The 25,953-nt window shown below is 70.6% G+C and carries 26 protein-coding genes and 1 pseudogene; 14 read left to right on the top strand and 13 right to left on the bottom strand.

The window, feature by feature from the left end; genetic code table 11:
• Positions 1 to 89: 89 nt before the first annotated feature.
• Positions 90 to 677, bottom strand: a complete 588-nt coding sequence (locus ACFQVC_RS35565) for a TetR/AcrR family transcriptional regulator (RefSeq protein WP_381838506.1) — start codon at positions 675 to 677, stop codon at positions 90 to 92.
• 153 nt (positions 678 to 830) lie between these two features.
• On the opposite strand from ACFQVC_RS35565, the gene ACFQVC_RS35570 reads away from it, so the two are divergent.
• Positions 831 to 1,730 carry an AurF N-oxygenase family protein gene (locus tag ACFQVC_RS35570; RefSeq protein ID WP_381838508.1) on the top strand — a complete coding sequence of 300 codons (900 nt, stop codon included), beginning with the start codon at positions 831 to 833 and terminating at the stop codon, positions 1,728 to 1,730.
• Positions 1,727 to 2,953 carry a PucR family transcriptional regulator gene (locus tag ACFQVC_RS35575; protein WP_465270601.1) on the top strand — a complete coding sequence of 409 codons (1,227 nt, stop codon included), beginning with the start codon at positions 1,727 to 1,729 and terminating at the stop codon, positions 2,951 to 2,953. The genes ACFQVC_RS35570 and ACFQVC_RS35575 overlap by 4 nt, the downstream gene beginning before the upstream one ends.
• Positions 2,954 to 3,070: 117 nt before the next feature.
• Here the strand turns inward: ACFQVC_RS35575 and ACFQVC_RS35580 are convergent, their stop codons facing one another.
• The 7 genes from ACFQVC_RS35580 to ACFQVC_RS35610 form a co-directional block, all read right to left on the bottom strand.
• Complete coding sequence (locus tag ACFQVC_RS35580; protein ID WP_381838510.1) at positions 3,071 to 5,140, bottom strand: InlB B-repeat-containing protein; 2,070 nt, start codon at positions 5,138 to 5,140, stop codon at positions 3,071 to 3,073.
• A gap of 159 nt (positions 5,141 to 5,299) precedes the next feature.
• The gene (locus ACFQVC_RS35585) at positions 5,300 to 6,223 is read right to left on the bottom strand and encodes a universal stress protein (RefSeq protein ID WP_381838512.1); all 924 of its coding nucleotides are present in this window, start codon (positions 6,221 to 6,223) and stop codon (positions 5,300 to 5,302) included.
• 269 nt (positions 6,224 to 6,492) lie between these two features.
• Positions 6,493 to 6,735 carry a DUF397 domain-containing protein gene (locus ACFQVC_RS35590; protein WP_381838514.1) on the bottom strand — a complete coding sequence of 81 codons (243 nt, stop codon included), beginning with the start codon at positions 6,733 to 6,735 and terminating at the stop codon, positions 6,493 to 6,495.
• 198 nt (positions 6,736 to 6,933) lie between these two features.
• Complete coding sequence (locus ACFQVC_RS35595) at positions 6,934 to 8,109, bottom strand: thiolase domain-containing protein (RefSeq protein WP_381838516.1); 1,176 nt, start codon at positions 8,107 to 8,109, stop codon at positions 6,934 to 6,936.
• Positions 8,106 to 9,188 carry a thiolase domain-containing protein gene (locus ACFQVC_RS35600; RefSeq protein ID WP_381838518.1) on the bottom strand — a complete coding sequence of 361 codons (1,083 nt, stop codon included), beginning with the start codon at positions 9,186 to 9,188 and terminating at the stop codon, positions 8,106 to 8,108. The genes ACFQVC_RS35595 and ACFQVC_RS35600 overlap by 4 nt, the downstream gene beginning before the upstream one ends.
• Positions 9,189 to 10,142: an OB-fold nucleic acid binding domain-containing protein gene (locus ACFQVC_RS35605; protein WP_381838520.1), complete on the bottom strand. Its 954-nt coding sequence runs from the start codon at positions 10,140 to 10,142 to the stop codon at positions 9,189 to 9,191.
• A 160-nt stretch (positions 10,143 to 10,302) separates the two neighbouring features.
• Positions 10,303 to 11,112, bottom strand: a complete 810-nt coding sequence (locus ACFQVC_RS35610) for a crotonase/enoyl-CoA hydratase family protein (protein ID WP_381838522.1) — start codon at positions 11,110 to 11,112, stop codon at positions 10,303 to 10,305.
• Between the two features lie 168 nt (positions 11,113 to 11,280).
• Between ACFQVC_RS35610 and ACFQVC_RS35615 the strand changes: the two genes are divergently transcribed.
• Positions 11,281 to 12,906: an acyl-CoA synthetase gene (locus ACFQVC_RS35615; RefSeq protein ID WP_381838524.1), complete on the top strand. Its 1,626-nt coding sequence runs from the start codon at positions 11,281 to 11,283 to the stop codon at positions 12,904 to 12,906.
• Between the two features lie 3 nt (positions 12,907 to 12,909).
• Here the strand turns inward: ACFQVC_RS35615 and ACFQVC_RS35620 are convergent, their stop codons facing one another.
• The 3 genes from ACFQVC_RS35620 to ACFQVC_RS35630 all read right to left on the bottom strand — a co-directional run bounded on the left by ACFQVC_RS35620 (position 12,910) and on the right by ACFQVC_RS35630 (position 15,113).
• Positions 12,910 to 14,211 carry a caspase family protein gene (locus ACFQVC_RS35620; RefSeq protein ID WP_381838526.1) on the bottom strand — a complete coding sequence of 434 codons (1,302 nt, stop codon included), beginning with the start codon at positions 14,209 to 14,211 and terminating at the stop codon, positions 12,910 to 12,912.
• A 153-nt stretch (positions 14,212 to 14,364) separates the two neighbouring features.
• Positions 14,365 to 14,805, bottom strand: coding sequence for a VOC family protein (locus ACFQVC_RS35625; RefSeq protein WP_381838528.1), 441 nt, complete (start codon positions 14,803 to 14,805; stop codon positions 14,365 to 14,367).
• A gap of 110 nt (positions 14,806 to 14,915) precedes the next feature.
• Positions 14,916 to 15,113 carry a hypothetical protein gene (locus ACFQVC_RS35630; RefSeq protein ID WP_381838530.1) on the bottom strand — a complete coding sequence of 66 codons (198 nt, stop codon included), beginning with the start codon at positions 15,111 to 15,113 and terminating at the stop codon, positions 14,916 to 14,918.
• A 222-nt stretch (positions 15,114 to 15,335) separates the two neighbouring features.
• On the opposite strand from ACFQVC_RS35630, the gene ACFQVC_RS35635 reads away from it, so the two are divergent.
• Complete coding sequence (locus ACFQVC_RS35635; protein WP_381838531.1) at positions 15,336 to 15,950, top strand: peptidoglycan recognition protein family protein; 615 nt, start codon at positions 15,336 to 15,338, stop codon at positions 15,948 to 15,950.
• A gap of 34 nt (positions 15,951 to 15,984) precedes the next feature.
• Here ACFQVC_RS35635 and ACFQVC_RS35640 read toward each other — a convergent pair whose 3' ends face one another.
• Positions 15,985 to 16,755 (bottom strand): tyrosine-type recombinase/integrase, encoded by a 771-nt coding sequence (locus ACFQVC_RS35640; RefSeq protein ID WP_381838533.1) that lies wholly within the window; start codon positions 16,753 to 16,755, stop codon positions 15,985 to 15,987.
• A 542-nt stretch (positions 16,756 to 17,297) separates the two neighbouring features.
• Here ACFQVC_RS35640 and ACFQVC_RS35645 point away from each other — a divergent pair.
• The 8 genes and pseudogenes from ACFQVC_RS35645 to ACFQVC_RS35680 form a co-directional block, all read left to right on the top strand.
• Positions 17,298 to 17,669, top strand: a complete 372-nt coding sequence (locus ACFQVC_RS35645; protein ID WP_381838535.1) for a hypothetical protein — start codon at positions 17,298 to 17,300, stop codon at positions 17,667 to 17,669.
• Between the two features lie 143 nt (positions 17,670 to 17,812).
• Positions 17,813 to 18,184, top strand: a complete 372-nt coding sequence (locus tag ACFQVC_RS35650; RefSeq protein WP_381838537.1) for a hypothetical protein — start codon at positions 17,813 to 17,815, stop codon at positions 18,182 to 18,184.
• The gene (locus ACFQVC_RS35655) at positions 18,181 to 19,314 is read left to right on the top strand and encodes a peptidoglycan-binding protein (RefSeq protein WP_381838539.1); all 1,134 of its coding nucleotides are present in this window, start codon (positions 18,181 to 18,183) and stop codon (positions 19,312 to 19,314) included. The genes ACFQVC_RS35650 and ACFQVC_RS35655 overlap by 4 nt, the downstream gene beginning before the upstream one ends.
• A 2-nt stretch (positions 19,315 to 19,316) precedes the next feature.
• Positions 19,317 to 20,039 carry an ABC transporter ATP-binding protein gene (locus ACFQVC_RS35660; RefSeq protein WP_381838541.1) on the top strand — a complete coding sequence of 241 codons (723 nt, stop codon included), beginning with the start codon at positions 19,317 to 19,319 and terminating at the stop codon, positions 20,037 to 20,039.
• The gene (locus ACFQVC_RS35665; RefSeq protein ID WP_381838543.1) at positions 20,033 to 21,220 is read left to right on the top strand and encodes an ABC transporter permease; all 1,188 of its coding nucleotides are present in this window, start codon (positions 20,033 to 20,035) and stop codon (positions 21,218 to 21,220) included. The genes ACFQVC_RS35660 and ACFQVC_RS35665 overlap by 7 nt, the downstream gene beginning before the upstream one ends.
• A gap of 141 nt (positions 21,221 to 21,361) precedes the next feature.
• A complete protein-coding gene (locus ACFQVC_RS35670; protein WP_381838545.1) occupies positions 21,362 to 22,015 on the top strand; it encodes a response regulator transcription factor in 654 nt (217 codons plus the stop codon).
• Complete coding sequence (locus tag ACFQVC_RS35675; RefSeq protein WP_381838547.1) at positions 22,012 to 23,181, top strand: sensor histidine kinase; 1,170 nt, start codon at positions 22,012 to 22,014, stop codon at positions 23,179 to 23,181. Before ACFQVC_RS35670 ends, ACFQVC_RS35675 begins: the two co-directional genes overlap by 4 nt.
• Positions 23,182 to 23,227: 46 nt before the next feature.
• Positions 23,228 to 23,446: pseudogene (locus tag ACFQVC_RS35680) on the top strand (IS5 family transposase); the annotation flags it as partial.
• Positions 23,447 to 23,520: 74 nt separating this feature from the next.
• On the opposite strand, the gene ACFQVC_RS35685 reads toward ACFQVC_RS35680, so the two are convergent.
• On the bottom strand, positions 23,521 to 24,312 hold the full coding sequence (locus tag ACFQVC_RS35685) for a GNAT family N-acetyltransferase (protein ID WP_381838675.1): 792 nt from the start codon (positions 24,310 to 24,312) through the stop codon (positions 23,521 to 23,523).
• Positions 24,313 to 24,466: 154 nt separating this feature from the next.
• Between ACFQVC_RS35685 and ACFQVC_RS35690 the strand changes: the two genes are divergently transcribed.
• Complete coding sequence (locus ACFQVC_RS35690; RefSeq protein ID WP_381838549.1) at positions 24,467 to 24,871, top strand: hypothetical protein; 405 nt, start codon at positions 24,467 to 24,469, stop codon at positions 24,869 to 24,871.
• 134 nt (positions 24,872 to 25,005) lie between these two features.
• Positions 25,006 to 25,863, top strand: coding sequence for a polysaccharide deacetylase family protein (locus ACFQVC_RS35695; protein ID WP_381838551.1), 858 nt, complete (start codon positions 25,006 to 25,008; stop codon positions 25,861 to 25,863).
• Positions 25,864 to 25,953 lie beyond the last annotated feature (90 nt).

Raw genomic sequence — 25,953 nt, forward strand, 5'->3', positions numbered from 1 at the left:
ATCGGTGGATCAACAGTGGGGTCAGCCTCACCCAGGGCCGCAGGCTCTGCCACCCGGGCCGCCGCGGCCTCGGAGCGGTCGCGCGCGACTCAGGCGGTGGGACCCGGCAGTCCCACGTCCAGGAGCCGGCCGACGAAGTCCCGCAGTTCCGCCGGGTCGTCCAGGGGCAGGGTGCTGGGGGTGAGCAGCAGGGAGACGATGATGCGGTACGCCCACTCGACCAGCGGGCGCGGATCGACGGCGGGGAAGTCGCCCTCGGCCACCGCCCGCTTGATGTACGGGGCGAAGAAGTCCACCGCCTGCTCGATCACGGGCTCGGCCCCGGTGGTGAACCAGGGAAGCACGAGGTGCGGGTCGTTGCGCAGGCCGCCGCTGAGCAGCGGGTGGGCGCGGCCGTATCCGACGACGAACACGACCGTCTCGACGAAGCGTTCCCGCAGGGGTCCGCGGGCGGTCAGGACCGCCTCCGCCTCGGCGAGGAAGCGGGCCACCTCACGGTCGAGGAGCGCGGCGATGACGGCGCTCTGGTCGCCGACGTACTTGTAGACGGTGGGCCGTGACACCCCGGCGCGGTCGGCGATCGCGGCGTGCAGGCGCTTGGTCATACCGAACTCGGCCAGGCAGGCGCGGGCGGCATCGAGGATGCGGTCCCGGATCTCGCTGTCACTCGCACTCATACCCACACCCACCTGTGTACCGCCCCGACTCCCGCTCGCCGGGCACAGGTTCAGCTTACAGAGTGAGGGGAAAACGTAAACGGAAACCTTGACGCGCGCTCTCGTCGCCTTTACGGTCCAGCCACGAATCGTAAACACCTGGAGGGGGTCGCAATGACCCGCACGGTGAAGGAGGCCGACCGCGAAAAGGTCGCGGAACGGCTGCTCAAGGGCTCGGCGAAGCACTCCTACGACCCGCAGATCGACGTCGACTGGGATGCTCCCCTCGACCCCGACAAATTCTTCCTGCCTCCCCGGCTGCTCTCCCTCTACGGGACGCCGCTGTGGGAGTCGATGACGCGCGAGCAGCGCATCGAGCTGTCGCGGCAGGAGATGGCGAACATCATGAGCGTCGGCCTGTGGTTTGAGAACATCCTCAACCAGGCGCTGCTGCGCAAGCTGCTCAGCGATGACCCCACGACCCGGCACTCGCAGTACGCGCTCACGGAGATGGGCGACGAGTGCCGTCACATGCTGATGTTCGGCAAGCTCATCGACCGGGTCGGCGCCCGCCCGTACCGCAAGAGCCCGCTTCGGCTGACGGTCATCAAGACCCTGCCCTTCACCTTCCGCGGCACCATGCTGTGGGTGGCGGCCCTGATCGGCGAGGAGATCTTCGACGCGCTGCAGCGGGACATGATGGACGACCCCGAACTGCAGCCGATCGTGCGGCAGGTGATGCGGATCCACGTCACCGAGGAGGCCCGCCACATCACCTACGCGCGCCAGGGCGTGGTCCGCCGGATGGCGCGCTCGGGACGCCTGGAGAAGGAGCTCACGGGACGCCTCGCCGGGCTCGGCGGACCGTTCATGGATCTGCAGTTCATCAACCCCGAGATGTACCGCAGGGCAGGCCTCGACCCGCGCGAGGCGGTGCGCCAGGCCCGCGCCAATCCGCATCACCGGCGCTCCAGGATCGACGGCTTCGCCAAACTCGCCGCGTTCCTGCGGGAGAACGATGTGCTCAAGGGGAGCGCCGTACGTCTGTGGCGGCGTGCCGGATTCCTCGCGTGAGCGGCCGCGACTCCTCGCTGAAGGGCGCCGCCACACCGCTGAACGGAGCCGCACCCCTCGCGCAACTGGGCCCGATCCCCCGGGAGTTGGTGGCCGTCATGCGGCCCGAACTGCCCAGCCTGATCGAGGAGAGCATCGCCGAGGTGCGGCGCGCCATCCCCGGCTTCTCCGTGGGCCCCAACGCCCGGGCCCTGCGGCAGTGCGCCGAGACCGCCCTGACCGCCTTCGTCGCCAAGGTCGAGTCCCCCGACGCCGACACCGCGCAGCGCGACGAAGTGCTGCGCGGCATCGGCAGATCCGAGGCGTACGCGGGTCACAGCATGGAGGACATGCGGGCCGCGTTCCGCCTCGGCGCCCGGATCGGCCTGCGCCGCGCGAAACAGGTCGGCCGCCGCTACGGCCTGTCCCCCGCGCTGCTCCTTGCGGTCGCCGACGCGATCTTCGCCTACGTCGAGGAACTGATCGCCGTCTCCAGCGAGGGCTACGAGGAGGCCACGGCGGAGCTCAGCGGCGGCCGCGAGGCCCAACGGGCCAAGCTGCTGCGGGAGTTGCTCACCGGCGCCGCGGACCGCCACGACCTCCCTCACCGCCTCGGCTCCCTCGCCCGGCTCGCCGCCTGGCCGCTGCCCGATGAGGTGACCCTGGTGGCGCTCTCCTCCCGCACGCCCCGCGAGGCATGGCCGGCCGATGTGCTGCTCGACCCGGACGATCCGCAGCCGTACGCCCTGGTGCCGGGCCCGTTCGACGCCGTGCACCGCGCCGCGCTCGCCGCGGGCCCCAAGTCCGCGCGGGCCGCCGTCGGTCCGACGGTACGCACCGGCCAGGCCGCCGACTCGCTGCGCTGGGCCCGGCAGATCCTCGCCCTGACCGAGTCCGGCGGCCTGCCGGACAAACCCGTCACGTACTGCGAGGACCATCTGACGACGCTGTGGCTGCTGCGCGACCCGGCGCTCCTCGCACACATCGCCGCCAGGCAGCTGGCCCCGCTGACCGGTCTCACCGCCACCCAGCGGGCCCGGCTCCTGGAAACCCTCGACGCCTGGCTCGCCACCCGCGGCAACGCCGTGCAGATGGCCGAGTCCCTGCACCTTCATCCGCAGACCGTCCGCTACCGCCTGCGGCTGCTCGACGCCGCCTTCGGCGGTCAACTCACCGATCCGGACGGCCGGTTCAGCACCGAACTCGCCGTACGCGGCCTCGCGCTGCCGCCGCCGGAGGGCTGACCGCGTACTGAGCGCTCCGCGGGAAGTCCGGTGCATCATCCGCGGGTGCGTCGTGGCTGGTCGCGCACCGGACTTCCGCAAGGCTGCTCGGTCAGCCCTCCCGTATCCTCCTGCGGGCTACTTGTAGACGACGGTCATCTTCTTGCGCTTGCCGTCCCAGATCAGCGTCCCGCCCTCGAAGCGCTGGTAGCGGCGGCCCTTCGTCCACTGGGTGTCACCCGTGGTCGGGCAGCCGAGGCGGCCGCCGTCGGCGCCGTGCTTGCGCCACTCCTTGCCGTAGCCGCCCGGTGCCGTCTTCGTGCACCAGAACGTCGCCGTGACCGCGTGGTCCTTGGTCATGACCAGCGGCAGCGGATTACCGGCGCCCTGCTTGCGGCCGTCGACGCTCCAGGCGTGCAGCTTGCGGTACTTGGCGGGCGCGGCCTTGAGCGTGATGCGGTCGGACGTCGTGTACGGGGCGGCCTTGCTGGGCGTGATCCGTCCCGCCTTCGCGTCCGGGGCGACGCGGGTGGTGAGCTTCGCGGGCTTGGCGTGCGGGTCCTTGCCCTGCTCGAAGAACGCGGTCAGACGGTGCCGCTTGTCCATCGACACCTTGTACGGGTTGTCGTGGCCGACGTCCTTGCCGTCCAGCTTCCAGTGGTCGAGGTAGTAGCCGGCCGCGGGCTCGGCGGTCACCGTGACACCGGTGCCCTTGGTGAAGGGGCCGGACTGCGCGGGGGTGGCCTTGCCGCCGCCCTGCGCCGGGTCGGTCATGACCTTCAGTTCGTAGCGGGCGCCCTTGGTCTTGAGCTTGCGGTAGTCGGAGACCGCGGCGAAGACCTCGTTGAGCGCCTTGGTGCTGTTGGCGTCGGCGGCGCCCAGCGGCTCGCCCTTGGCGGACTTGTGGTCAGGGTTGGAGTACTCGCCGGATTCGGTGCACCCGGTGGCATGACAGGTGATCTCGTACCCCATGACCGAGAACTTGTCCTTGCTCGGTGTGATCCAGCCCCGGCCGTAGGGGCGGTCCTGGTTCACCCCCGGGCAGATCTCCGTCGGCTTGCCCGCTCCCAAGTCGATCTTCATGCACTTGCGGTCGTCCGTGGTGTCGTCGTGCGCGAGACCGAAGTTGTGGCCGAGTTCATGGGCGAAGGACTGGCCCGTGTCGACCCCGTCGACGAGGACGACCGAGAATGCCTGCTGGTCCGTGGCCCCGGGCTTCAGCGCCTTGAGGGGCAGATTCCCGACACCGGCGATCTGGGCCTGCTGCCCCTTGAAGTTGATCGGGGTGGGCTGGTCCGTCAGCACCGACACGAGATCGGCACGCGTGTCCTCTCGCACCTTGTGCACCGTCTTGCTCAGATCCTTGCCCGTGTCCTCGCAGTCCCCCTGATCGGCCTTCGGGCCGCACATCGCATCCATGAGCGGCTTGGTCTGGGCCGTGCCCTTGTAGTCCTTCAGCTCGAAGGTGTGGATGATGTTGATCCGCCCGTTCACACCGCTCTTGCTGAGGTATCTGTTCGTCGCGGCCTCGGCGCCGTCGATCTGCTGCTCGACCTTCCGCTCGCTGCCCAGCTTCTTGCGCAGGGACGAGGTGTAGCCCACGGCCACATCGACGATCGAAGGCGCCGCGGCCGCCTTGGCCGGCTTCCCGCGCCCGCCCGGACCCGCGGCCGGCCGGGCCTTCTCGGGCGGGGGCTGCTTGGGGAGCGTGACCGGAGCAGGCGCGTACGGCAGCTCCTTGGTGGTGTCGATCTCCTCGACGGTGACCTTGCCGGTGTCCTCGTCGGTGTCGATCCAGTACTCGTACCGGCCCGCCGTCAGCCCGCCGTACACCGCGGGCCTCTTCCCCGAGCACAGGTCGGCGAAGCCGAGGATGCCCCACTGGCCGGGGTCGTCCACGGAGTGCCCGGTCCACAGGACGTCACCGCCCTCACGCTCCGCCACCTCCGTCTCCACCTGGAAGGCGACCCGGTCCTCCGCGTCCGGCCCGCTGCCCGGGAAGAGCGTGAGCTCGTGCCGCGCGGAGGCGCCGTCCTTGGTGTCGCACAGGTCGGCGAAGTCCTTCAGGAGCGTGTCGGCCGGGCCCGTGCGCACCACCTTGGGGTCAGGTGGCTGCGGCGCGGCCGCGGCGGGCAGGGCCGGCGGAAGGGTGACGGCGAGGACCGTGAGCGCCGCGCAGCCCGCGTACGTCAGACGTCTGGGGTTCATCGTGTTCCTTTCGGATCCGGATGTGCGGATCCGAAAGGAACACTCATGATCGTTTGGCCGGGCATGACACGCCCGTACGAACGGCCGCTACCCCTCGCGCGGCCGGTGCGCGCCCGCCACACGGCGGGCACCCGGGCGGATCAAGCCCGGCGGCCCGGGTCAGGCGGCCCGTGCCCCCACCGCGTACGCGGGGACCGACTCCAGGTCCGACGGCACCACGGCGACCGGGCAACTCGCCTTCAGCAGAAGCGAGTTGGTGACGGAGCCGAGCAGCCGGCCGGGGCGCACCCGGCTGCGGTGGCGGCCCACGACGACGAGGTCGGCGCAGCGCGACGCGGCGATCAGATGGCCCGCGGGGTCACCGGGGGCGATCACGATCTCCACCGGGACGTCGGGGTAGCGGCGCCGCTGCTCGGCCAGCTGGAGTTCCGCGAGGCGGGTGTACTGCTCCTCCAGCGTGCGGTCGTCGACCCCGGTCGCGGTGAGCTCTCCGTACTGGGCGAAGTGCGGTGTGCTCCACGGGTACGCGCAGATCACCTGGAGCGTGGCGCCGCGGCGCGCGGCCTTCTCGAAGGCGAAGGCGACGGTGCTCGTGTCGTACGACGGCGCGGGCAGCCCGAGGACCACGCGCGGGCGGTGCGGGACCAGCATCGCCGCGGGGTCCGGGCGCGGCACGACCACGACGGGGCAGGCGGACTCGCGGGCGCACAGCACACCGTTGGAGCCGCGCAGCAGACCGGCGAAGCCGTCGCGGCCGCGGGAGCCGAGGACGAGGAGACGGGCCCGGGCGCCGAGCCGGGGCAGGGTGTCGGCGGCGCTGCCGTGCAGCGAGACGTACTGCAGCGGCGGCAGGTCGGCGCGGTCGGCCAGGGCGGTACGGACACGTTCCATGACCGGGTCGGCCGCCGCCGTCGACGGGTCGTCGAGCCAGGTCACTTCGAGGCGCTCAGCGGCGGCCTCCTGCCGGATGTGCACGATGCGCAGCGCGGTACCGCGCAGCCGGGCCGCCGTCACGGCCCATTCCAGGGCCCGGTTGCTCTCCGTCGTCCCGTCCACCGCTGCCACTACCGGCAGACTGCCCATGGTCCCCTCTTCTCCGGCCCAACGCCCATGATCGACTCCTTGACGGGCCTCAGCCTGTCGCAGCACACGCTGTGCCGGGAGAGTCGAAGGTCACGGAACCGGTGGGGACCTTGGTCCATGCGGGGTGCGGTGGCGGAACGGGAGATGGGGCGGGACGGGGCGGAGGCGGTCCGGGCGGGACCTGCCCGCCCGGACCGACCTCGCCCGGCGTCACCTCACGTCGAAGCGGGCCCCATCAAATAAGTCACGTCGCGTCACATCACGTCGGGTCACGTCAGGTCGAAGTCGCCGTCTCGTGCGCCGATCACGAAGGCCCGCCACTCCGCCGGAGTGAAGATCAGCGACGGGCCATCGGGCCTGCCGCCGTTGCGCATCGCGATGAATCCCTCCACGAAGGCGATCTGGACATCGCCCATGCCCTGGCTGCTCGACTGCCAGGCCGCGTTGCTCAGATCGAGGTCGGGCTTGTGCCATCCCGCAGGTGCGTGCTGGGTGGTGGTGCTCTCGGCCACGTCCGTGCTCCTCCCGAAGTGTGGTTCGTGGCCAGCCTAGCGACGGCCGCCGGTGGCGCACAGGCCGCGGAGGGAGGACTCCCGGCCACGTCCCGCGAGTTGCCTGCGGAAAGCCCGCCCGCCGTGGGCACCGGGGCCCCGGCGGGCGTAGGCCGCGCGGCCGGAAACCGGCCGGCCGCGCAGGTCCGCACCGAGCCCTCAGGCGGTCGGCGGTTCGGCCCCCACCAGCCACATGGCGAAGAACTGGGATCCGCCGCCGTAGGCGTGCCCGAGCGCTTTGCGGGCGCCGTCGACCTGGTGCTCGCCGGCCTGGCCGCGTACCTGAAGTGCCGCTTCGGCGAAGCGGATCATGCCGGAGGCACCGATGGGATTGGTGGACAGGACACCGCCCGAAGGGTTGACGGGCAGGTCGCCGTCGAGTTCGGTGACGCCCGACTCGGTGAGTTTCCAGCCCTCCCCCTCGGCCGCGAAGCCGAGGTTCTCCAGCCACATGGGCTCGTACCAGGAGAAGGGCACATACATCTCGACGGCGTCTATCTCGCGGCGCGGATCGGTGATGCCCGCCTGGCGGTAGACGTCGGCGGCGCAGTCCTTGCCCGCCTGGGGCGAGACGAAGTCCTTGCCGGCGAACATGGTGGGCTCGCTGCGCATCGCGCCGCCGTGCATCCAGGCCGGCGGCTTCGGTGAACGGGCCGCGCCCGCGCGGTCGGTGAGGATCATCGCGCAGGCGCCGTCCGACGACGGGCAGGTCTCGGAGTAGCGGATCGGGTCCCACAGCATCGGTGACGCCTGGACCTTCTCCAGGGTGATGTCCCTCTCGTGCAGGTGCGCGTAGGGGTTCTTCAGGGCGTTGCGGCGGTCCTTGTACGCGACCAGGGAGCCGACCGTGTCGGGGGCCCCGGTGCGGCGCATGTACGCCCGTACGTGCGGGGCGAAGAAGCCGCCCGCCCCGGCGAGCAGCGGCTGCTGGAAGGGCACGGGCAGGGACAGGCCCCACATGGCGTTGGACTCGGACTGCTTCTCGAAGGCCAGGGTGAGGACGGTGGGGTGCACCCGGGCGGCGACGAGGTTCGAGGCGACCAGGGCGGTGGAGCCGCCGACGGAACCCGCGGTGTGCACCCGCAGCATGGGTTTGCCGACCGCGCCGAGCGCGTCGGCGAGATACAGCTCGGGCATCATGACGCCCTCGAAGAAGTCCGGGGCCTTGCCGATGACGACGGCGTCGATGTCCGCCCAGGTCAACTCGGCGTCTTCGAGGGCGCTTTGGGCCGCCTCGCGGACGAGACCGGCGATGGAGACGTCCTTGCGGGACGCGACGTGCTTGGTCTGGCCGATACCGACGACGGCCACCGGCTCCTTTGACGACGTGCTCATCGCGCATCTCCTTCGAGTACGGCGACCAGGTTCTGCTGCAGACACGGCCCGGAGGTGGCGTGGCCGAGGGCGCGGTCGGAGTCGCCGCGGTGGATACGGGCGGCGGCCTCGCCGAGGCGGATCAGACCCGCGGCCATCACGGGGTTGGCGGCCAGAGCGCCGCCGGACGGGTTGACGTTCACGTCGTCGCCGAGCCCCAGGGCCTTGCGCAGGACGACTTCCTGCGAGGTGAAGGGGGCGTGCAGCTCGGCGGTGTCGACGGGGGCCTCGAAGGCTCCGGCGCGTTCGGCGGCCAGGCGCGTGGACGGTGAGTCGGTCAGATCGCGTACGCCGAGGCTGTGGGCCTCGATGCGGTGGTCCATGCCGCGGATCCAGGCGGGGCGCTCACAGATCTCCCGGGCCCGGTCACCGGCGGCGAGGATCACGGCGGCCGCGCCGTCACCCACGGGCGGCACGTCGCCGGTGCGCAGCGGACGTACCAGATACTCGCCCTGGGGGCGTGAACCCCGCACCTGCGCATGGGAGTTGGCGGTCGCGGACTCCCTGCTGCGGGCGGCGACCCCGGCGAGCGCGGCCTCGTCGGTCTCGCCCGAGTCGATCAGTGCCTGCGCCTGCAGGGCGGCGAGCGCCACCGAGTCGGGCCACAGCGGCGCGACGTAGTACGGGTCGAGCTGCCGGGTCAGTACGTCGCGCACGGACCCGGGCGAGGACTTGCCGTAGGAGTAGACGAGCGCGGTGTCGACCTCGCCGGTGAGGATCTTCACCCAGGCCTCGTAGAGGGCCCAGGCGCCGTCCATCTCCACGTGCGACTCGGAGATCGGCGGCCAGGCGCCGACGCCGTCGAGTGCCATGGTGAAGGAGAAGGCGCGGCCCGCGAGGTAGTCCGACGAGCCGGAGCAGGTGAAGCCGATGTCGCTGGTCTTCAGGCCGGTCTGGCCGAGCACATCGTGCAGGACCGGCATGAGCATCTCGACTTCGGACTGCTCGTCGCTGGTGCGGGTGTGGTCGCTCTGCCCGAAGGCCACGATCGCGACTTCACGAAGAGGACCGCCGGGGCCGCGGGAACCGGTGCCCGTCATCTAGATCAGCTCCTTGTACGTCTCGTAGTCGGCGTCGGGCTCACCGGTGGGCCGGTAGTGGTCGGGATAGCGGCCGCCGTCGAGCCACACGGGTTCCACCCGCAGGCCCATCCGCACCTGGTCGTAGGGGATGCCGGCGATACGTCCGTGCAGGGCGAGGTCGGCGCCGTCCAGGGCGATATGGGCGTAGACGTAGGGAACTTCGATGTCGAGGTTCTTCGCCTTGATGTTGACGATGCAGTACGTGGTGACGGTGCCGGCGGGGCCCACCTCGACCTGTTCGTCCGTGGCGACGCCGCAGGTGGGGCAGGCGCCGCGGGGCGGCACATAGACCTTGCGGCAGGACGGGCAGCGCTCGCCGACGGCGCGGTGCTCGGCGATGGAGTTGATGTAGCCGGACTGGGCGCGGCCGGGTGAGTAGGTGTAGTCGAGGCGTGCGTGGGCGATGATCCCGCTGACGGCGTTCTCGAACTCGCCGCCGTGCGGGCGCGCTTGGTCGCCCGCGTCGCCGTCGTCGCCGTCGTACGGCTCGAAGCAGGCGATGTCGGTGATGGCACCGTCGCGTTCGGCGGCCCAGCGGACCCGGACCCTCATGCCGGAGTGGACGGCGTCGGGGCCCGGCGCGTCCAGGGCGTGCAGCAGGGCGGTGTCGGCGCCGTCCAGCTTGACCAGGACCCAGGCGAAGGGGGTGTCGAGGGGCTGGCCGCGGCGCGGTTCATGGTTCCAGGCCCAGGTGGTGACGGTGCCGGTGGTGCCGACCTCGACGAGGTCGCGGATCTCGTCGGCGGTCACGGGGTCGTACTCGACGGGCGGGACGAGCACCTTGCCCTCGGTGGTCCTGACACCGAGCACGGTGCGCTCGCGCAGTCCGGTGAGGAAGGCGCTCTGCACGGGTCCGAGCGAGCGGGTGAAGGGGAACTCCACGACCAGGGGGGCTTTGAGGACTTCGGGCATGCACTGACTCCTTGGTGTTCGGGCCCGCACATCGGGCCGTCCGGCGCTTGAGGCCTGCGCATCAGGCCCGTCCGGCGCCTGACGACCTGCGCATCAGGCCCGTCCGGCACTTGACGACCTGCGTGTTCGGGGCGATCCGGGGTGAGTGGCCGGTGGCCGCTCAGGTGCGCCGGTAGACCGGCGGCCGCTTCTCGGCGAAGGCCTTCGCGCCTTCCTTCGCGTCGTCCGTGCCGAACACCGGCCAGCCGCGCTCGAGTTCGGATTTGAGGCCGTCGGTCTCGGTCATCTCGGCGGTGTCGTACACGGATGCCTTCACGGCCTCGACGGCGAGCGGGCCGCAGGCGTTGACCTGCTCGGCGATGGCGAGCGCTCGCTCCAGGGCGGTGCCGTCGGGCACGACCTGGCCGATGAGTCCGATGGAGGCGGCCTCGGCGGCGGTGTAGGGGCGGCCGGTGAGCAGCATTTCGAGTGCGTGGGTACGCGGAATCTGCCGCTGCAGCCGTACGGTCGATCCGCCGATGGGGAACAGTCCGCGCTTGACCTCGAAGAGCCCGAAGGTCGCGGACTCACCGGCCACCCGGATGTCGGTGCCCTGAAGGATCTCGGTGCCGCCCGCGACGCAGTAGCCCTCGACGGCGGCGATCACCGGTTTACGGGGCCGGTGGTTGCGGAGCATCGCCTTCCAGTGCAGCTCGGGATCGGCTTTCATCCGGTCCCGGTACGCGTCGCCCTCCATTCCGTTGCCCGCGAGGGCCTTCAGATCCATGCCGGCACAGAAGTCGCCGCCCGCGCCGGTGAGCACGATGGAGCGGATGTCGTCGTCCGCGTCCGCTTCGAGCCAGCCGTCGTACAGCCCCACGAGGAGCGGCAGCGAGAGCGCGTTCTTGGCTTCGGGCCTGTTCAGTGTGAGTACCAGTGTGGCGCCTTCGCGCTCCACGGTGAGGTGTTCGGTCCCACCACTTCGTCCCATGAGTAGTGCCCTCCCGTCTCAAGACCTAGAACAGGTTGCAGGAGCCGGGGTTCCAGTTCAATAGCTTTCTGACAGGCAGTCAGATTTCTTCGGCGCCGCCCCTTCCCAGTTGGGCCCCACGGCGCTCTAATGACGCCGGGCCAACAACTTCCGGGGTCAGGAGGAGCGGTGGAGTACAACCTTGCCGACCTGTTCGAGTCGGTCGTCGACGTGGTCGGGGACCGCGAGGCACTCGTGTACGTCGACCACCCCGGGACCGGCGCCGAGCGCCGCCTCACCTACGCCGAACTCGACACCGCCGCCAACCGCATCGCGCACCACCTCATCGACAGCGGCCTCAAGCCGGGCGAGCACCTGGGCCTGCATCTCTACAACGGCGTCGAGTATCTGCAGACCGTACTCGCCTGCCTCAAGGCCCGCCTCGTCCCGGTCAATGTCAACTACCGTTACGTGGAAGAGGAGTTGATCTACCTCTACCGTGACGCGGACCTGGCCGCTCTCGTCTTCGACGCCGAGTTCACCGAGCGCGTGGCGGCCGCACTGCCACGCACGGACAAGCTGCGCCACCTCGTGCGGGTGGGGACCGTGCCCGAGGGCGCACCCGCGCTCGACGCGGTCCCCTTCACCGACGCCGAGGCCTCCGGCTCGCCCGATCGCGGCTTCGGGCCCCGCTCCGCCGACGACCTGTTCATCATCTACACCGGCGGCACCACGGGCATGCCCAAGGGCGTGATGTGGCGCCAGGAGGATCTGTTCTTCGCCGGCCTCTTCGGCGGCGACCCGGCGGGCGAGCCGGTCAAACGGCCCGAGGAACTGGCCGAGAAGGTTGCCGCCGGCGGCGCGGGCCTCACCTTCTTCCCCACGCCTCCCCTGATGCACGGCACCTCCACACTGACCTCCTTCGTGGCCTTCAACTACGGCCAGCGGGTGGCACTCCACCGCAAGTACGCGCCCGAAGAAGTCCTGCGCACCATAGAGAAGGAGAAGGTCTCCAGCGTGTCGCTGGTCGGCGACGCGATGCTCAGGCCCCTCATCGACGCCCTGCACGGCCCGCTCAAGGGCACCGACCTCTCCTCCCTCTTCAGCGTCTCGTCCTCCGGCGCGATCATGTCGGACACGGTGCGCGCCCAGTTCCAGGAACTCGCGCCCCACGTGCTGCTCCTGAACAACTTCGGCTCGTCCGAGTCCGGCTCCAACGGCAAGGCCACCGACGACTCCGGCCCCGAGAAGGGCTTCCGCCTGGAGGTCAACGAGCGTACGAGGGTGGTCGACCCGGTCACCCACGAGCAGGTACCGGTCGGCGAGCCGGGACGCCTCGCCCAGCGCGGCCATGTGCCCCTCGGCTACTACAACGACGAGAAGAAGACCGCCGAGACCTTCTTCCAGCGCGACGGCGAGCGCTGGGTGCTGCTCGGCGACATGGCCACCGTGGACGAGGCGGGCATCGTCACCGTCCTCGGGCGCGGCTCGCAGTGCATCAACACCGGCGGCGAGAAGGTCTATCCGGAGGAGGTCGAGCAGGCCCTCAAGTCCCACCCGGACGTCTACGACGCGCTGGTGGCGGGGGTGCCGGACCCGAAGTGGGGCAACCATGTCGCCGCGGTGGTCCAACTCCGCCCGGGTGCGGGCTCCTTGACCCTCGACGACATCCAGGCCCACTGCCGCACGCATGTCGCCGGCTACAAGATCCCCCGGCAACTCGTCCTCACCGACGAGATCCAGCGCTCCCCCAGCGGCAAGGCGGACTACCGGTGGGCGAAGGCGGTGGCCGCGGAGGCGGACGGGCTGGGGTGAGGCTCACCCTTTGCGGGCACAGTTCGCAGCGAGCCGCTTCTGCTCCTCGGTGAGCTTGCGGCGCGCACTCGTGGCCTCGGGACCCTGATCGCCCACGATCCTGCACACCTCGACCTGGTCGCCCAGTGCGTTGATCCTGTCGAGAGCCTGCGCCCTGCTGCCCACCGCGATCCCGCCCATGACCTGGTTCTGCTGGTACGTGGGCAGCTTGTTCAGGTCTATGTCCGGATAGTCCCGCTCGACGTGGGCCAGGTCGATCCCCAGGAACTTCTGGTCGATGCCCTGGTACAAGGCGACGTGCCCGTCCTTCGCCGCGACGAAATAGCGGCCCTGAGTCCATGCGTAACCGCCGAGCCCCGCGGCGATGACCACGGAGGCCAACGCCCAGGAGACGAGGAGCTTCCACGACACCTTGGGCCGCCGGAACCGGAAGCGCGCCGGACCGGTCACCCCCATGGCGGCCTCGTCCGGCACCACCGGACCCGCAATGGGCCGCGCATCGGACCCCGCCCCCGGCAGGAAGTGGAAGCCCTGTACCGGAATGTCCGTGACGACCCGCACCAGCTGCGGCTGGCCCTTCTTGCCGTACGCCCGGTGCAGTTCCGTCACCCGGTCCTGGACGGCGTCCATGAACGCGTCGAGGGACAGGCCGCTGCCCTTGGGCCGGGCGGCGACGACATCGGAGACGGAGCGGGAGAAGATGCTGAACGACTCCCCGGGCGCCGTGCCGTGGTCCCGGCCGTCCACGACCCGCTCATGGTCACGGACGAAGAGCGAGAGCTGCGCCGGTGAACAGCCGTACAGATAGGCCACTTTGCGGCGCAGGGCAGCGCTGATCTTCTGGTGCCCCCACTCCTTGACGCCGGAGACGCCCATCGAGTCCTGATCGATGCCCTCACGGCAGGCGTCGATCAGGAACACCACGTGGTCGGCGGGGGTCTCGTCGAGGTGGCGGCGCCAGTCGATGGGCACGCAGCCCGACTCGAAGGGGTGCACGTCCTCGTCGATGTCCTCGGGCACCAGGTAGTCCTGGCCCCTGGCGTGCACGCCGTGGCCGCTGAGCAGGATGAGCACGGTGTCGCCGCGTCGCGCGCGCCGCAGCATGCCGATGACGCGGGCGTTCACGAAGTTGGCCGAGACCTGCTTTCCGCCCTCGCGGCCCGCCAGGACCTGCACGTCGTCGAAGCCGTGGCCCCGCAGGACCGCCCCGAGACGCTCCAGGTCACCGGGGATGAACGCAAGCGACTTGACGCCCCGCATCTCGTAGTCGCTGGCCCCGATGAGCAGGGCCCGATAGCGCCCCAACACCCTTCTCCCTTACCCCCCTTGGTGCACGAAATGCACCAACTGCAGGGAGGATAAGGCAAGACGGAGGAGAGCGGGCGGGACCATGTGGCCCCGCCCGCAGGACTCCCCCGCGCTGTCAGGCCCGCCGCGCCTCAGCTCTCGCCGCGCGCGTCAGCCCTCGGCACGGCCCGGGGCGACGCAGAACTCATTGCCTTCCGGGTCGGCCATCACCACGTGGTGTTCGTCGACCCTCGCCAGGATGGTGCCGCCCGCCGCCACAAGGCGCTCGGCCTCCGCGGTGATCCGCGCCCAGCGCTCCTCGGGGCTGCCGTGCCCCGGCACCCGGACGTCCATGTGCAGCCGGTTCTTCGCCGTCTTGGGCTCGGGTACCTTGAGGATGGAGAGCTGTGGCCCGACGCCTTCGGGATCGCACAGCCACGCCGCGTCGTCCACCGACTCGTCCGACGGCAGGTCAAGACTCGCGAACCACTCCTCGCGGGTACGGAAGGGAGCGGGCGGCGGTATGTCCACGTAACCCAGGGCCGTCTTCCAGAAATCGCCGAGGAGTTGCGCGTCGGAGCAGTCGAGCGTCAGAGAGATCACAGGTGCCATGGCGGCACTGTAGGCGGCGCCTCTGACAAGTGCCCCAAAGGGGCGCGGGGAACGGCGCGACCGGCCACGACTCACCCCGCGGGTGTCATACCCGACTTCCCGCGGAGCGCTCAGTCTCCGCTGGAGCTGCCGCCACTGCCACCGCTGCGGCGGCGCTTCCCCGAGCGGGCCACCGCCTCGCCCGCCGCCACGGTGATGTGGGCCGCGATCCTGACCGAGCGAGGCGCGTCGCCGCGCGCCGCCCAGAACACGGCGCCGCAGCCCGCCACCGCAAGGAGCACCACCGCGCACAGCAGTACCGTCATCATGAGCTTCCCCCGTTTATGTCTTTACGTCGCCAGGCCCGAGCGCCCCATCCTCGCAGCAATCCGGAACCCGCGGACTTCAGGTGGGGCACGGAGGGTCGCTCGATCCGGTGAAGGCACACCCTGGCCCGGTCGGGATCGGGCGTCTGTGGTCAACCTCCCGTGACGCTGGAACGTAGCAGGGTGGACGAGACGAGGGGCGGCGGACTTGTGCGGCACGGGGAAATGACCCGCCGGAGGGCGGCGATGCTCGGGGCGGCGGGACTCACGGCTGTCGCGGGCGTCGCAGCGGGACGCGGTGCGGCGGCGGACGAGGCCGGCGAGGTCTCCGGCGGCGGCGCCGGGTGGATGCCCGGTGTCCGGCGCCGACAGCTCCGCCGCAACTTCAGCTCCGGTGGCCGGGTGGCCCAGCGCGGCCTGATCCTGCATGTGCAGGAAGGTGAAGTGTCACCGTTCAAGTGGTTCTCCACCGCCGCCGCGAAGAGCTCCTCCCATTTCTGGGTCTCGGAAAAGGGCGGTATCGAGCAGTACGTCTCGGTCCTCGACCGGGCGTGGACCCAGGCCCAGGGCAATGACGAATGGGCCTCCGTCGAGACCTCCGGCTTCGCGACGCAGCCGCTGACATCCGCCCAGATCAACGCCGTTGCCCGGATCTACGCCTGGGGCGCTCGCGCGTACGGCTGGCCCTTGTCCGTCACGGACAGCGCGAAGGGCCGGGGCCTCGGCACGCACTCCATAGGAGGCAAGAGGTGGGGCGGGCACAAGTGTCCCGGACCTCTCCGGGCACGGAACCGGGAGGCAATCCTCGCCCGGGCCCGGGAGCTGATCCGTCAGGCGTGAGTGCGGGCGGCGGGGAGTATTGCGCTGCGCCGTGTCACGGCCCGGCCTGCACGTCCTCGTCGTGCGCCGAAGCCGTAATCCAGTGGACAGTCCTCCGGCGCCGGGCGAGCGTCTCCGCGATGAGCAGCCAACCACCCTCCCTGCCCAGGCGCATCCGCTTCGTCGAGCTCGGCGCAACAGCGCTGCGCGCGCTAGCCGACGGCGACCTCACCGCCGCCCGCCTCGAGGCCGGCGTCGCCCTCGACGAACACTTCATCAGCGAACGGGACCGCCGGATCTTCGGCCACCGCGCCGACCAGCTCTCCGAGGACCCCTCCGCCGCACCCTGGATCACACGGGCCGCGGTGGTGTCGACGCCGGCGGTCAGCAGGGCCATGGCTGCAGTGTGGCGAAGCGTGTGTGGGGTGACGTTCTTGCTGGCCAGGGTCGGGCATCGCTCCGCGGCTGCGGGTAGGTATTTGTGGAGGAGATCGGCGACGGCGTCGCTGCTGAGGTGGCCACCGCCCCGGCTGGGAAACAGCGGGTCTCCCGGAGCGGCGTGACGGGTGGTGATCCACTGCTGGAGCAGTCGGGCCGTGGGTTTCGTCAGCGGGGTCCAGCGCTGTTTTCGGCCTTTGCCGGTGCAGCGCAGGTGGGCGCCGGTGCCGAGTTCGGCGTCGGCGCAGGTCAGTGCGGTCAGCTCGGAGACACGTAGTCCGCTTCGCATCGCGACCAGCAGCAGAAGGTGGTCGCGTCGTCCCAGGATGGTCGTCTGGTCCGGGATCGCCAGCAGAGCCTCGGTCTCCTCGTAGGTCAGGAAGCACACGAGTGTGGAGTCACGGCGCTTTTGCGGGATCGCCAGGACGCGCTGGATGAGTAGAGCGTGTGATGCAGCAGACTCACCCCTACGGCCTTCGCTTGATCCGGTGCCTCTGTGACGGAGCACAGGATCAGGCGAAGGCCGCCCCGCTGAACGGCCTTTATCACTACGAGCGATCAAGTTCCAGGCGCGATTCGACCAGCGAGGATAAAACCCGAGCTCAGGTCCCTGCCGCCCGCCGCTGCAGCCGGTTGTGGCCGGTGATGGTGCTGGTCATGCAGACCGATGTTGCCCTTCTCCCGAAGCCGGTCGCACCCGGATGTCCAGCTGGCCCCCGCCCTACCCGTCCTGGTGGTTACGGGTTCCTGAGTGCCTCGAGCCTGGCCGCGTAGCCAGCGGTCAGGCTGGCGATCTCGGCGGGCTCACAGTCGAACGGCTGCCGACGGCTGAGACCAGATAGAAGCGAAACATCAGCGAAACGTCTATATCAGTACAAATGATCCAGAAGGACGGCAAGGGCCGTCCGCACCGACTGTTTGGAGCAACTCATGTACAAGACCCGGATGATGACCGCTGCTGGTATCGGAATCGCTGCGCTCGGCCTCTCTGTGTTCGGCGCCAGCGCCGCCAGCGCCGCTCCGGTGTTCAAGGCCGACGACTCGAAAATCCAGGTGGTGGACCAGAAGACCGGCAAGACGATGACCCCGGCCGAGGTCGCCAAGGCCACCGGCGGCAAGGTCACCGTCAGCCCCGAGACCAGCGACAAGAGCACGCAGGGCAAGAAGCACGCGCACTCCCGCCACGGCGACCCGAAGGTCGTGGTCGTGGACCAGAAGACCGGCAAGACGATGACCCCGGCCGAGGTCGCCAAGGCCACCGGCGGCAAGGTCACCGTCACCACCTCCAAGAGCGGCAAGTAGCCCGCGCACATCTGCCCGGGGCCCGCGACATGTGCTGATGTCGCGGGCCCTTCCGCGTACCCGCGGCGCGGTGGCCGGCAGGTGCTCTGGCCCCCGTCCGGAGCGAAACATCTGCGAAACGCCCTACCTCGTAGACCTGAAGCATGAAGAGATACCTGTACGGATACGGCGCTTGCACCGCGGCGCTCGTGATGGCTCTCACCGCCTGCGGCACTGGTGGAGGCGGCGAAGTGAACAAGCCCGACGCGACTCCTTCGACGGACGCCGGCGGCAACCAGCAACACAAGGTCGATGCGAACCCCCAGCAGAAGCAGAAGTGGGACCAGGAGTTGCTGGCGTACGCACAGTGCCTGCGCAAGGAGGGCTGGAAGGAGGCTCCGGACCCGGTGAACGGCGTCTGGCCGCCGACGAAGAACGACGGTTCATACGAGGTCGTCCAACTCCCGGACACCCCCGAGCGGCGCAAGGCCGAGGCCGCCTGCCGCGAGGTCCTGAAGAATTGGAACCGCGGATGACCCGGGTCCTGTCACGCAAACGCGTGCTGCTGGCGGCCACCACGGCCGCCGTGGTGCTGGGTTCCGGCGCCGGGACAGTGGCCCTGACCTCGCAGGGCGGGGACACGGTGGCCGCCGGGAGCGCCGAGCGGGCACTGCCCTCGTCGACGACCGACTTGGCCAAGGGGGATCTGGCGATGTCCACGGCAGCGCCGGGTACGTTGCGCTACGAGTCCGCGTTGGCGGTGGGTGGCGGCCAGAAGGGCACACTCACCTGGCTACCGAAGCCTGGTGACGCCGTGGAGCGGGGCAAGCCGCTGTTCAAGGCCGACGACATGCCGGTGACGGCTCTGTACGGGAACCTGCCCGCGTACCGGTCGATGAAGGCCGGCGACCGGGGCCAGGACATACGGCAGCTGAACGAGAACCTGCAGGCCCTGGGGTACGGGGGCGGTCAGGGCGACACTTTCACCGCGGCCACCGCGGACGCGGTCAAGCGCTGGCAGAAGGCCGCCAGGCTGGCCCCGACCGGCCAGGTCGAGCAAGGGCAGATCGCCTTCGTACCCACGGATTCCCGTATCGACACGGTCAAGGGCCAGGTCGGCAGGACGGTCTCGGCGGAGGAGGTGCTCACGGTCACCGGCCGCTCCATGGTGGTCGACGCCGAAATACCCGTGGGCGAGCAGTCCATGGTCAAGGTGGGCGCCAAGGCCGAGATCACGCTGCCGAACGGGAACAAGGCCCAGGGCGAGGTCGTGGAAGCGGCCCCCGCGGGAGCGCCTGCGGCCCAGGACCAGCGGGGGTCCGGAGGAGCTGGAGGACCAGTAGGGCTAGGAGGGTCCGGTGGTGGAGCCGACCAGAAGCCGGCCGCCAAGCTCAGGGCGACCATTCGGATCCCCGACCAAAAGCCCCTGGCCGGTCTGATGGGCGGCTCCGTCAACGTCAAGATCTACAGCGAGGCGGTCAAAGGCGTCTTCTCCGTCCCGGTCACCGCGCTGGTGGCCCGGCCAGAGGGCGGGTACGCCGTCGAGGTCGTGGAGGGCGGCACGACCCGCCTGGTGCCGGTGGTGACCAAGAGGTTCGCCGACGGCCGTGTACAGATCGAGGGCGAGGGCCTGCGCGAGGGCATGAAGATCGGGGTGCCCGGGTGAGCATGTCCAGCGAGGACACCGTCACCGGCCACGCCGATGCCGTCGTGGAACTCGAGTCCGTGACCCGGTCCTATCCGGGCGGGGTCACCGCCCTCGAGTCGGTCGATCTCACGGTCCGGCGCGGAGAGTTGACCGCGATCACTGGGCCGTCCGGCTCGGGCAAGTCCACCCTGCTCAACCTCATCGGGACCCTGGACCTGCCGACGTCCGGACACGTACGAATCGACGGCCACGACGTGGCGCGGCTGACCGACCGGCAGCTGTCGGCGCTGCGCGCCCGCTCCATCGGCTTCGTCTTCCAGCACTTCCACCTGGCGGCGGGGCAAACGGCGCTCGACAACGTCGCCGACGGCCTGCTGTACACGGGTGTCGGACTCGGGCAGCGGCGCGAGCGCGCCGCCCGCGCGCTGGAACGGGTCGGCCTCGCCGACCGTACCGGCCACCGGCCGCATGAGCTGTCCGGCGGACAGAAGCAGCGCGTCGCCATCGCCCGCGCCGTGGTCGGCGAACCGGCGCTGCTCCTCGCCGACGAGCCGACCGGCGCACTGGACTCCGTATCCGGCAAGGCCGTCATGGAGCTGCTCCACGAGCTGAACGGCGCCGGGACGACCATCCTGGTCATCACGCACGACCAGGAGATCGCCGACGGGCTGCGGCGGCAGGTGGCGATGCTCGATGGACGCGTACGGTACGACTCCGCTGCCCAGGAGGCGATGGCATGCTGAGCCCCGCCCGCATGAGCCTCGCCGACCTGATGCGTACCGGCGGCTTCGGGCTGCGCACCCGGCCGACGCGGGTGTTCCTGTCTGCGCTCGGCATCGCGATCGGAATCGCAGCCATGGTCTCGGTGGTCGGGATCTCCACCTCCAGCCAGGCCCAGCTCCAGCAGACCCTCGACCGGCTCGGCACCAACATGCTCACCGCAAAGCCCGGGACCTCTATGGCGACCGGCACCCCGCCCAAGTTCCCGGAGCAGTCCGCCGCCATGCTCGGCCGCGTCGAGGGCGTGGAGTCCGCGACTGCGGTCGGCAAGCTGGACCAGGGGGTGTACCGGAACGACCGCGTGCCCAGGACGCAGGGCAGCGGAATCACCCCACTCGCCGCGCAGGAGAACCTCCTGGAGACCGTACGCGGTCACGTACGCAGCGGTCGCTGGCTCAACGGCGCCACCAGCCGGTACCCCGTCACCGTGCTCGGAGCCCAGACCGCGGCCCGGCTGGGCATCACCGAGCCCGGACGGCAGGTACTCATCGCTGACCGCCCGTTCACTGTGGCCGGCATCCTCGACGCGATGCCGCTGACCCCCGATCTCGACCACGCCGCCTTCGTCGGCTGGGACGCCGCCAAGCGGTACCTGGGCTTCGACGGAACCCCCGAAACCCTGTACACGCGCGCCGAGAAGACCTCCGTGGAACAGGTGCGGCCGCTCATCGCGGGGACCCTGCATCCGCAGGAGCCAAGCGCGGTCGAAGTGTCCAACGCGGCCGACGCCCTGCTGGCTCAGCGGGCCGGCGAACAGGCCTTCACCGGAATGCTCCTGGGGCTCGGTGCGGTGGCCCTGCTCGTCGGCGGGATCGGGGTCGCCAACACCATGGTCATCTCCGTGCTGGAACGTAGAGGCGAGGTAGGGCTGCGCCGTTCCATGGGCGCTACCCGCGGCCAGATCCGCGGTCAGTTCCTGACCGAGTCTCTCCTCCTGTCCGCCCTCGGCGGCGCCGGCGGCGCCCTCCTGGGCACCGCGGCCACGGCTGTTTTCGCACTGGTCCAGGGCTGGCCGGTGGTGGTACCAGCCTGGACTCTGGCGGGCGGCATCGGCACGACCGTGCTCATCGGCGGGCTGGCCGGCCTCTACCCGGCCGTACGGGCTTCCCGGCTGCCTCCCACGGCGGCCCTGGCCGCCACCTGAGGCACAGCGTGCCCCGAACGGGCCAGCCGGCGACCCGGAATCCGGGTCGCCGGCTGGCCGCGGGCACCGCCCCGGTCACAGTGGAGATGAAGCGTGAGCTTGCCGAGCAAGCGAGCAAACCGAGCAAACGAGGAGCAAGAGGTGCGGGTGCTGGTCGCGGAGGACGAGGAGGGTCTGGCCGAGCTGGTCGCCACCGGCCTTCGCCGGGCGGGCTTTGCGGTGGACACCGTCTACAGCGGCGACGCGGCCCAGGCGTACCTCGGGCTGCACGAGTACGACGTGATCGTCCTCGACCGGGACCTGCCCAGGATCCACGGGGACGACGTCGCACGGGAACTGGCGGCTGCCGGGGCCCGGACCCGGATCCTCATGCTCACGGCCTCCAGCACGATGCAGGACCGCGTCGAGGGCCTGGACCTGGGCGCGGACGACTACCTGGCCAAGCCCTTCGAGTTCCCGGAACTCGTGGCCCGGGTACGTGCCCTGGGCCGGCGGAGCGCGCCCGCGACCCCGCCGCTCCTGGAGCGCGCCGGGATCAGCCTGGACACCGTACGGCGCACTGCGGCCCGCGACGGGCGGGAGATCGGGCTGTCGCCCAAGCAGTTCGAGGTCCTGCGGATCCTGCTGGAGGCGGACGGCGGCGTGGTGAGCGCCGAGGAACTCCTGGAGCGGGCCTGGGACGCGCACGCCGACCCCTTCACGGGCGCGGTGCGGGTCACCATGAGCAAACTCCGGACCGCCCTCGGAGAGCCGCCGCTCATCCGGACCGTGCAGGGCGTGGGGTACCGGCTGTGAGGGTCCGGACCAGGATCGCCCTGGTATTCGGAGCACTGTTCCTCACCCTGGGGGCGGTGCTGCTGACCGTCGTCAACATCATGGCCCGGCGCGGTACGAAGCACCGCGCCCAGGACATCGCGCGGGAGCAGGACGGAGCGGGCGGTGACGTGAGCGTCGTCCCGGACCCGTCCGCGACCCCGCCCCTCGGCTCCTCGGTATCGGTGGTCACCCTGGAGGTCAGCCAGGCGGCCTCCCAGGAACTGATGCTGTGGTCCGCGGTCGGCCTGGGGGTGACAGTGATACTGGCGGTCGCAGTGGGCTGGTGGACGGCGGGTAGGGTGTTGCGACCGGTTCACGCGATGACGGCCCGGGCCCGGCAGATCTCGGCACGCAACCTGCATGAGCGGATCGCGGCGCAGGAGCCCGACGACGAACTCAAGGAACTCGGGGACACTCTCGACGGACTCCTGGAACGGCTTGATCAGGCCTTCGAGAGCCAGCGGCGTTTCGTCGCCAATGCCTCCCACGAACTACGGACCCCGCTGGCCACCCAACGCACCGCCATCCAGGTCGGCCTGGCCGACCCCGCACCCTCCTCGCAGGACCTGGCCCGGACGAAAGAGCTCCTGCTCGCCTCGAACCGGCGCAGCGAGCACCTGATCGAGGGCCTGCTGACGCTGGCACACAGCGAACGCGGCCTGGACGAACGGGAACCGGTGGACCTCGCGGAGGTCGTACGGGAGGAATGCGCGGCCCACGGCGAGACCCCCGGCATCCGCCTGGAGGTCACCACCAGCCCGTGCTGGGTCCTTGGCAACCGGACCCTGCTGAGCCGGCTCGCGGCGAACCTTGTGGCCAACGCCTTCGCCTACAACCGGGAACAGGACGGGACGGTGCGCGTGGTCGTCACGCGGAAGGCCGAACTCACGGTGGCGAACACCGGCCCGCAGATCCCCGCGTCCGCCATCCCTGCCCTGTTCGAACCCTTCCGCCGCGGCGAGGGCCGGGACCGCACGGGCACCGGTTCCGGGCTGGGCCTGTCCATCGTCGCCTCGATCGTCGCCGCCCACGGTGGCCGCGTTCACGCCTCCCCCGGGCCGCCAGGGCACGGCGGCCTGATCATCCGAGTCACCCTCGAACCCGCCGGCGACACTCCTGGGCGCACGCCTTCACGTCATAGCTGAACTCTGGATGTCACTGCGGCCCGTCCTTCGACCCAAGGGCGCCAAGGGCTTCGTCGTTCTGCCGCGGCGATGGAAAGCCGAGCGGACCTACGGATGGCTGATGCTGCACCGTCGCCTGGCCCGAGACCACGAAGCACTCCCGGCCCGCTCCGAGGCCATGATCCACCTTGCCATGATTGACCTGATGCCCCGCCGCCTCACCGGTGAGACTACCGTCTCCTGGCGCGACCCGGCATCATCAGATCAAGTACGCATTTCGGGATGAAACACCGGGACGAAACGACCTCTGAGTGCTCCGCGGCAAGCCCCGTATGACACCTGCGGGTGCGTCGTGGCCGGTCACCCGCCGCCGTCGATCGCGTGTTCCGTGAAGTGACCGCACGCGCGGAAACCGAGGCGCCGGTATACGAGTTCGCCGTCCGCCGAGGCCTGCAGGACCGCGGTGCGGTGGCCCTCGGCGCGGGCCGCGGCGAGGGCCGCGCGGGTGAGGGCGCCGCCGTGGCCGCGGCGGCGGTCGGATGCCAGGGTGCAGATGTTGTAGATCCCGGCGACGCCGGCGTACAGGAAGACCTCGGCGGTACTGACGGCGCGGCCCTCGTCGTAGCCGATCAGATAGCGGGCGGCACAGTCGGGGGCCAGGGCCCACGGGGCGACCCGGGCGTAGAAGTCACGGACGGTGGCGGCGGGCGGGTCCCAGTTCGCGGCCAGGACCGTGGCGTAGTCGGCCAGTTGAGCAGGAGTGGTCACCCGGCGGATCCGCAGAGCTCCGGTGCCGGGCGGCGGCCCGTCCCCCGAAGGGTCCCCCGCTTCGTCCCCAAGGTCGGCCCACATCGCCGTCTCCCGCTCGGCGGCCGGCAGGCCCGCGGCGGCGAGCCGGTCCGAGAGGTCGGGCGGGCCCGACGCCGGCCCCGCCCACCAGGAGAAGGGACGGCCCCGCGTGGCCAGGGTGCGCACTGTCGCGTCGATCCTGGCCCGGGCGGTCTCCGGGGTGAAGCGGGCCATCGCGACGATATTGAAGGTGTCGTCGTCGAGCCCGCTGTCGGCGACCAGGAGATCCTCCGTCTCCTCGACCGTCGCGCCCCCGAGCCGCGGGTGCAGATGGCAGGCGTGTCCGGCGAGGTTCTGCTCCATGCGGGCCAGGAGGGCGGGGTCGGTGCCCCCGCTGTCGTCGTGTTTCATAGCGAGCGATTCGATCATATTCGCGGAGATACGTCGCCGGAGATGTCCGCCGGTTCTGAGTACGCCGACTCATGTGCGCTCGGGCGTCCCGCGGTGGGATGGGCGCATGACCGATCCACAACCCGACGCTCTTGCCGAGGCCGGCACCGACGCCCGTACCGAGGCCCTCGCCGAGCCCGGCACCGACGCCCCGCGCGGCTGGCTCGCCCCCATCATCGCGACCCTCGTCACGGTGCCGCTGGCCTACTTCGTCTACCTCATCGCCGGGTTCTCGGGCATGGCCTGCGACGGCTGCGACGGGGCGACCGCCCACGCGTTCGACTCCTCGTTCGACACGGCCCTGAGTGTCTACTCGTACGGCCTCCTCGTGCCTTTGGGCCTCCTCGGCGCGAGTTGGGGACTGCCCTGGCAGCAGCGGTACGCGGGCCGTCGCGTCCTGTTCTCGGGGCTTGCCCCGATCTCCGTGGTGGTCCTGTTCCTCGTGTTCCTCGGTCTGGTCGCCTGGCCCTGAGCCGTGAGGTCCGGCACCGAGCCGTACCGTCCCGCACTCCTGCGCGCGGAAGTTCACCTGCCGCTCACTCGCCAGTGCACCGCAGGGTGGCAAGGTGCCATGTGCGGCGCGGCGAGCGAGGAGAGCGAGAGGTCATGGCGCGACGGGTGCGAGCGGTGCGGCGGGGCGGCGTCGGCCTGGTGACCGGCCTGTGCCTGCTGGTCACCGCACTCACGGGCGGGTGCGCGGACGACGGTGACGGTTCCGGGCCCGGGGGCCGGGGACGCCCGGTGCCTCCCACGGATGCGCACCGGGACGCTCCCCGGCTCCTCGAACCGCCGCCGCCTCCCCGCACCAAGCCCCCGCTGCCGCCCGGCCGCGTCGTCGACGGGAAGCGTGCCGCGCCGGTGCTGGACCGGGTGCCGACCCGGGACCGTGTGGTGTTCCTGACCATCGACGACGGCACGGCGAAGGACCCGCGGTTCGCGGCGCTGATGCGGGAACTGCGGGTGCCGTTCAGCATGTTCCTCACCGACTCCATGGCCGGCGACGACTACGCCTACTTCGACCGGCTGCGCGGCGGCGGCAAGCTCAGCGCGAAGCGCGACGGCAACCGCGTCCAGAACCACACCCTCACCCACCCGAGCCTGGCCGGCCTCCCCTACCCCGCACAGCGCAAGGAGATCTGCGGCCAGCAGGACCGGCTGCAACGGGAGTTCGGGCAGCGCCCCACTCTCTTCCGGCCGCCGCGCGGCCACTACGACTCCACCACCCTGCGGGCCGTGGCCGACTGCGGAGTGCGGGCCTCGGTGATGTGGGGCGTCAACATGCAGCCGGACGGCCTGCGTTACGACCACGGCGGCACCCGCCTGCGCCCCGGCGAGATCGTCCTCTTCCACTTCTTCGGCGCCGGGCAGCTCCGCGGCACCGAACTCACCGACCTCACCCTCGATCTGCTCCGGACGATCACCGAGCAGGGGTACGCGGTGGCCCGCCTGGAGGACTACGTGTGACCCGCACGGCGCGCACGACCCAGACGGCGCACCCGGCACACACCGCGCACACCGCGCACACCGCGCCGAAAGATCACGTCACACATCTTG

Source organism: Streptomyces monticola (genome assembly GCF_042665355.1).
GTDB lineage: Bacteria > Actinomycetota > Actinomycetes > Streptomycetales > Streptomycetaceae > Streptomyces > Streptomyces monticola.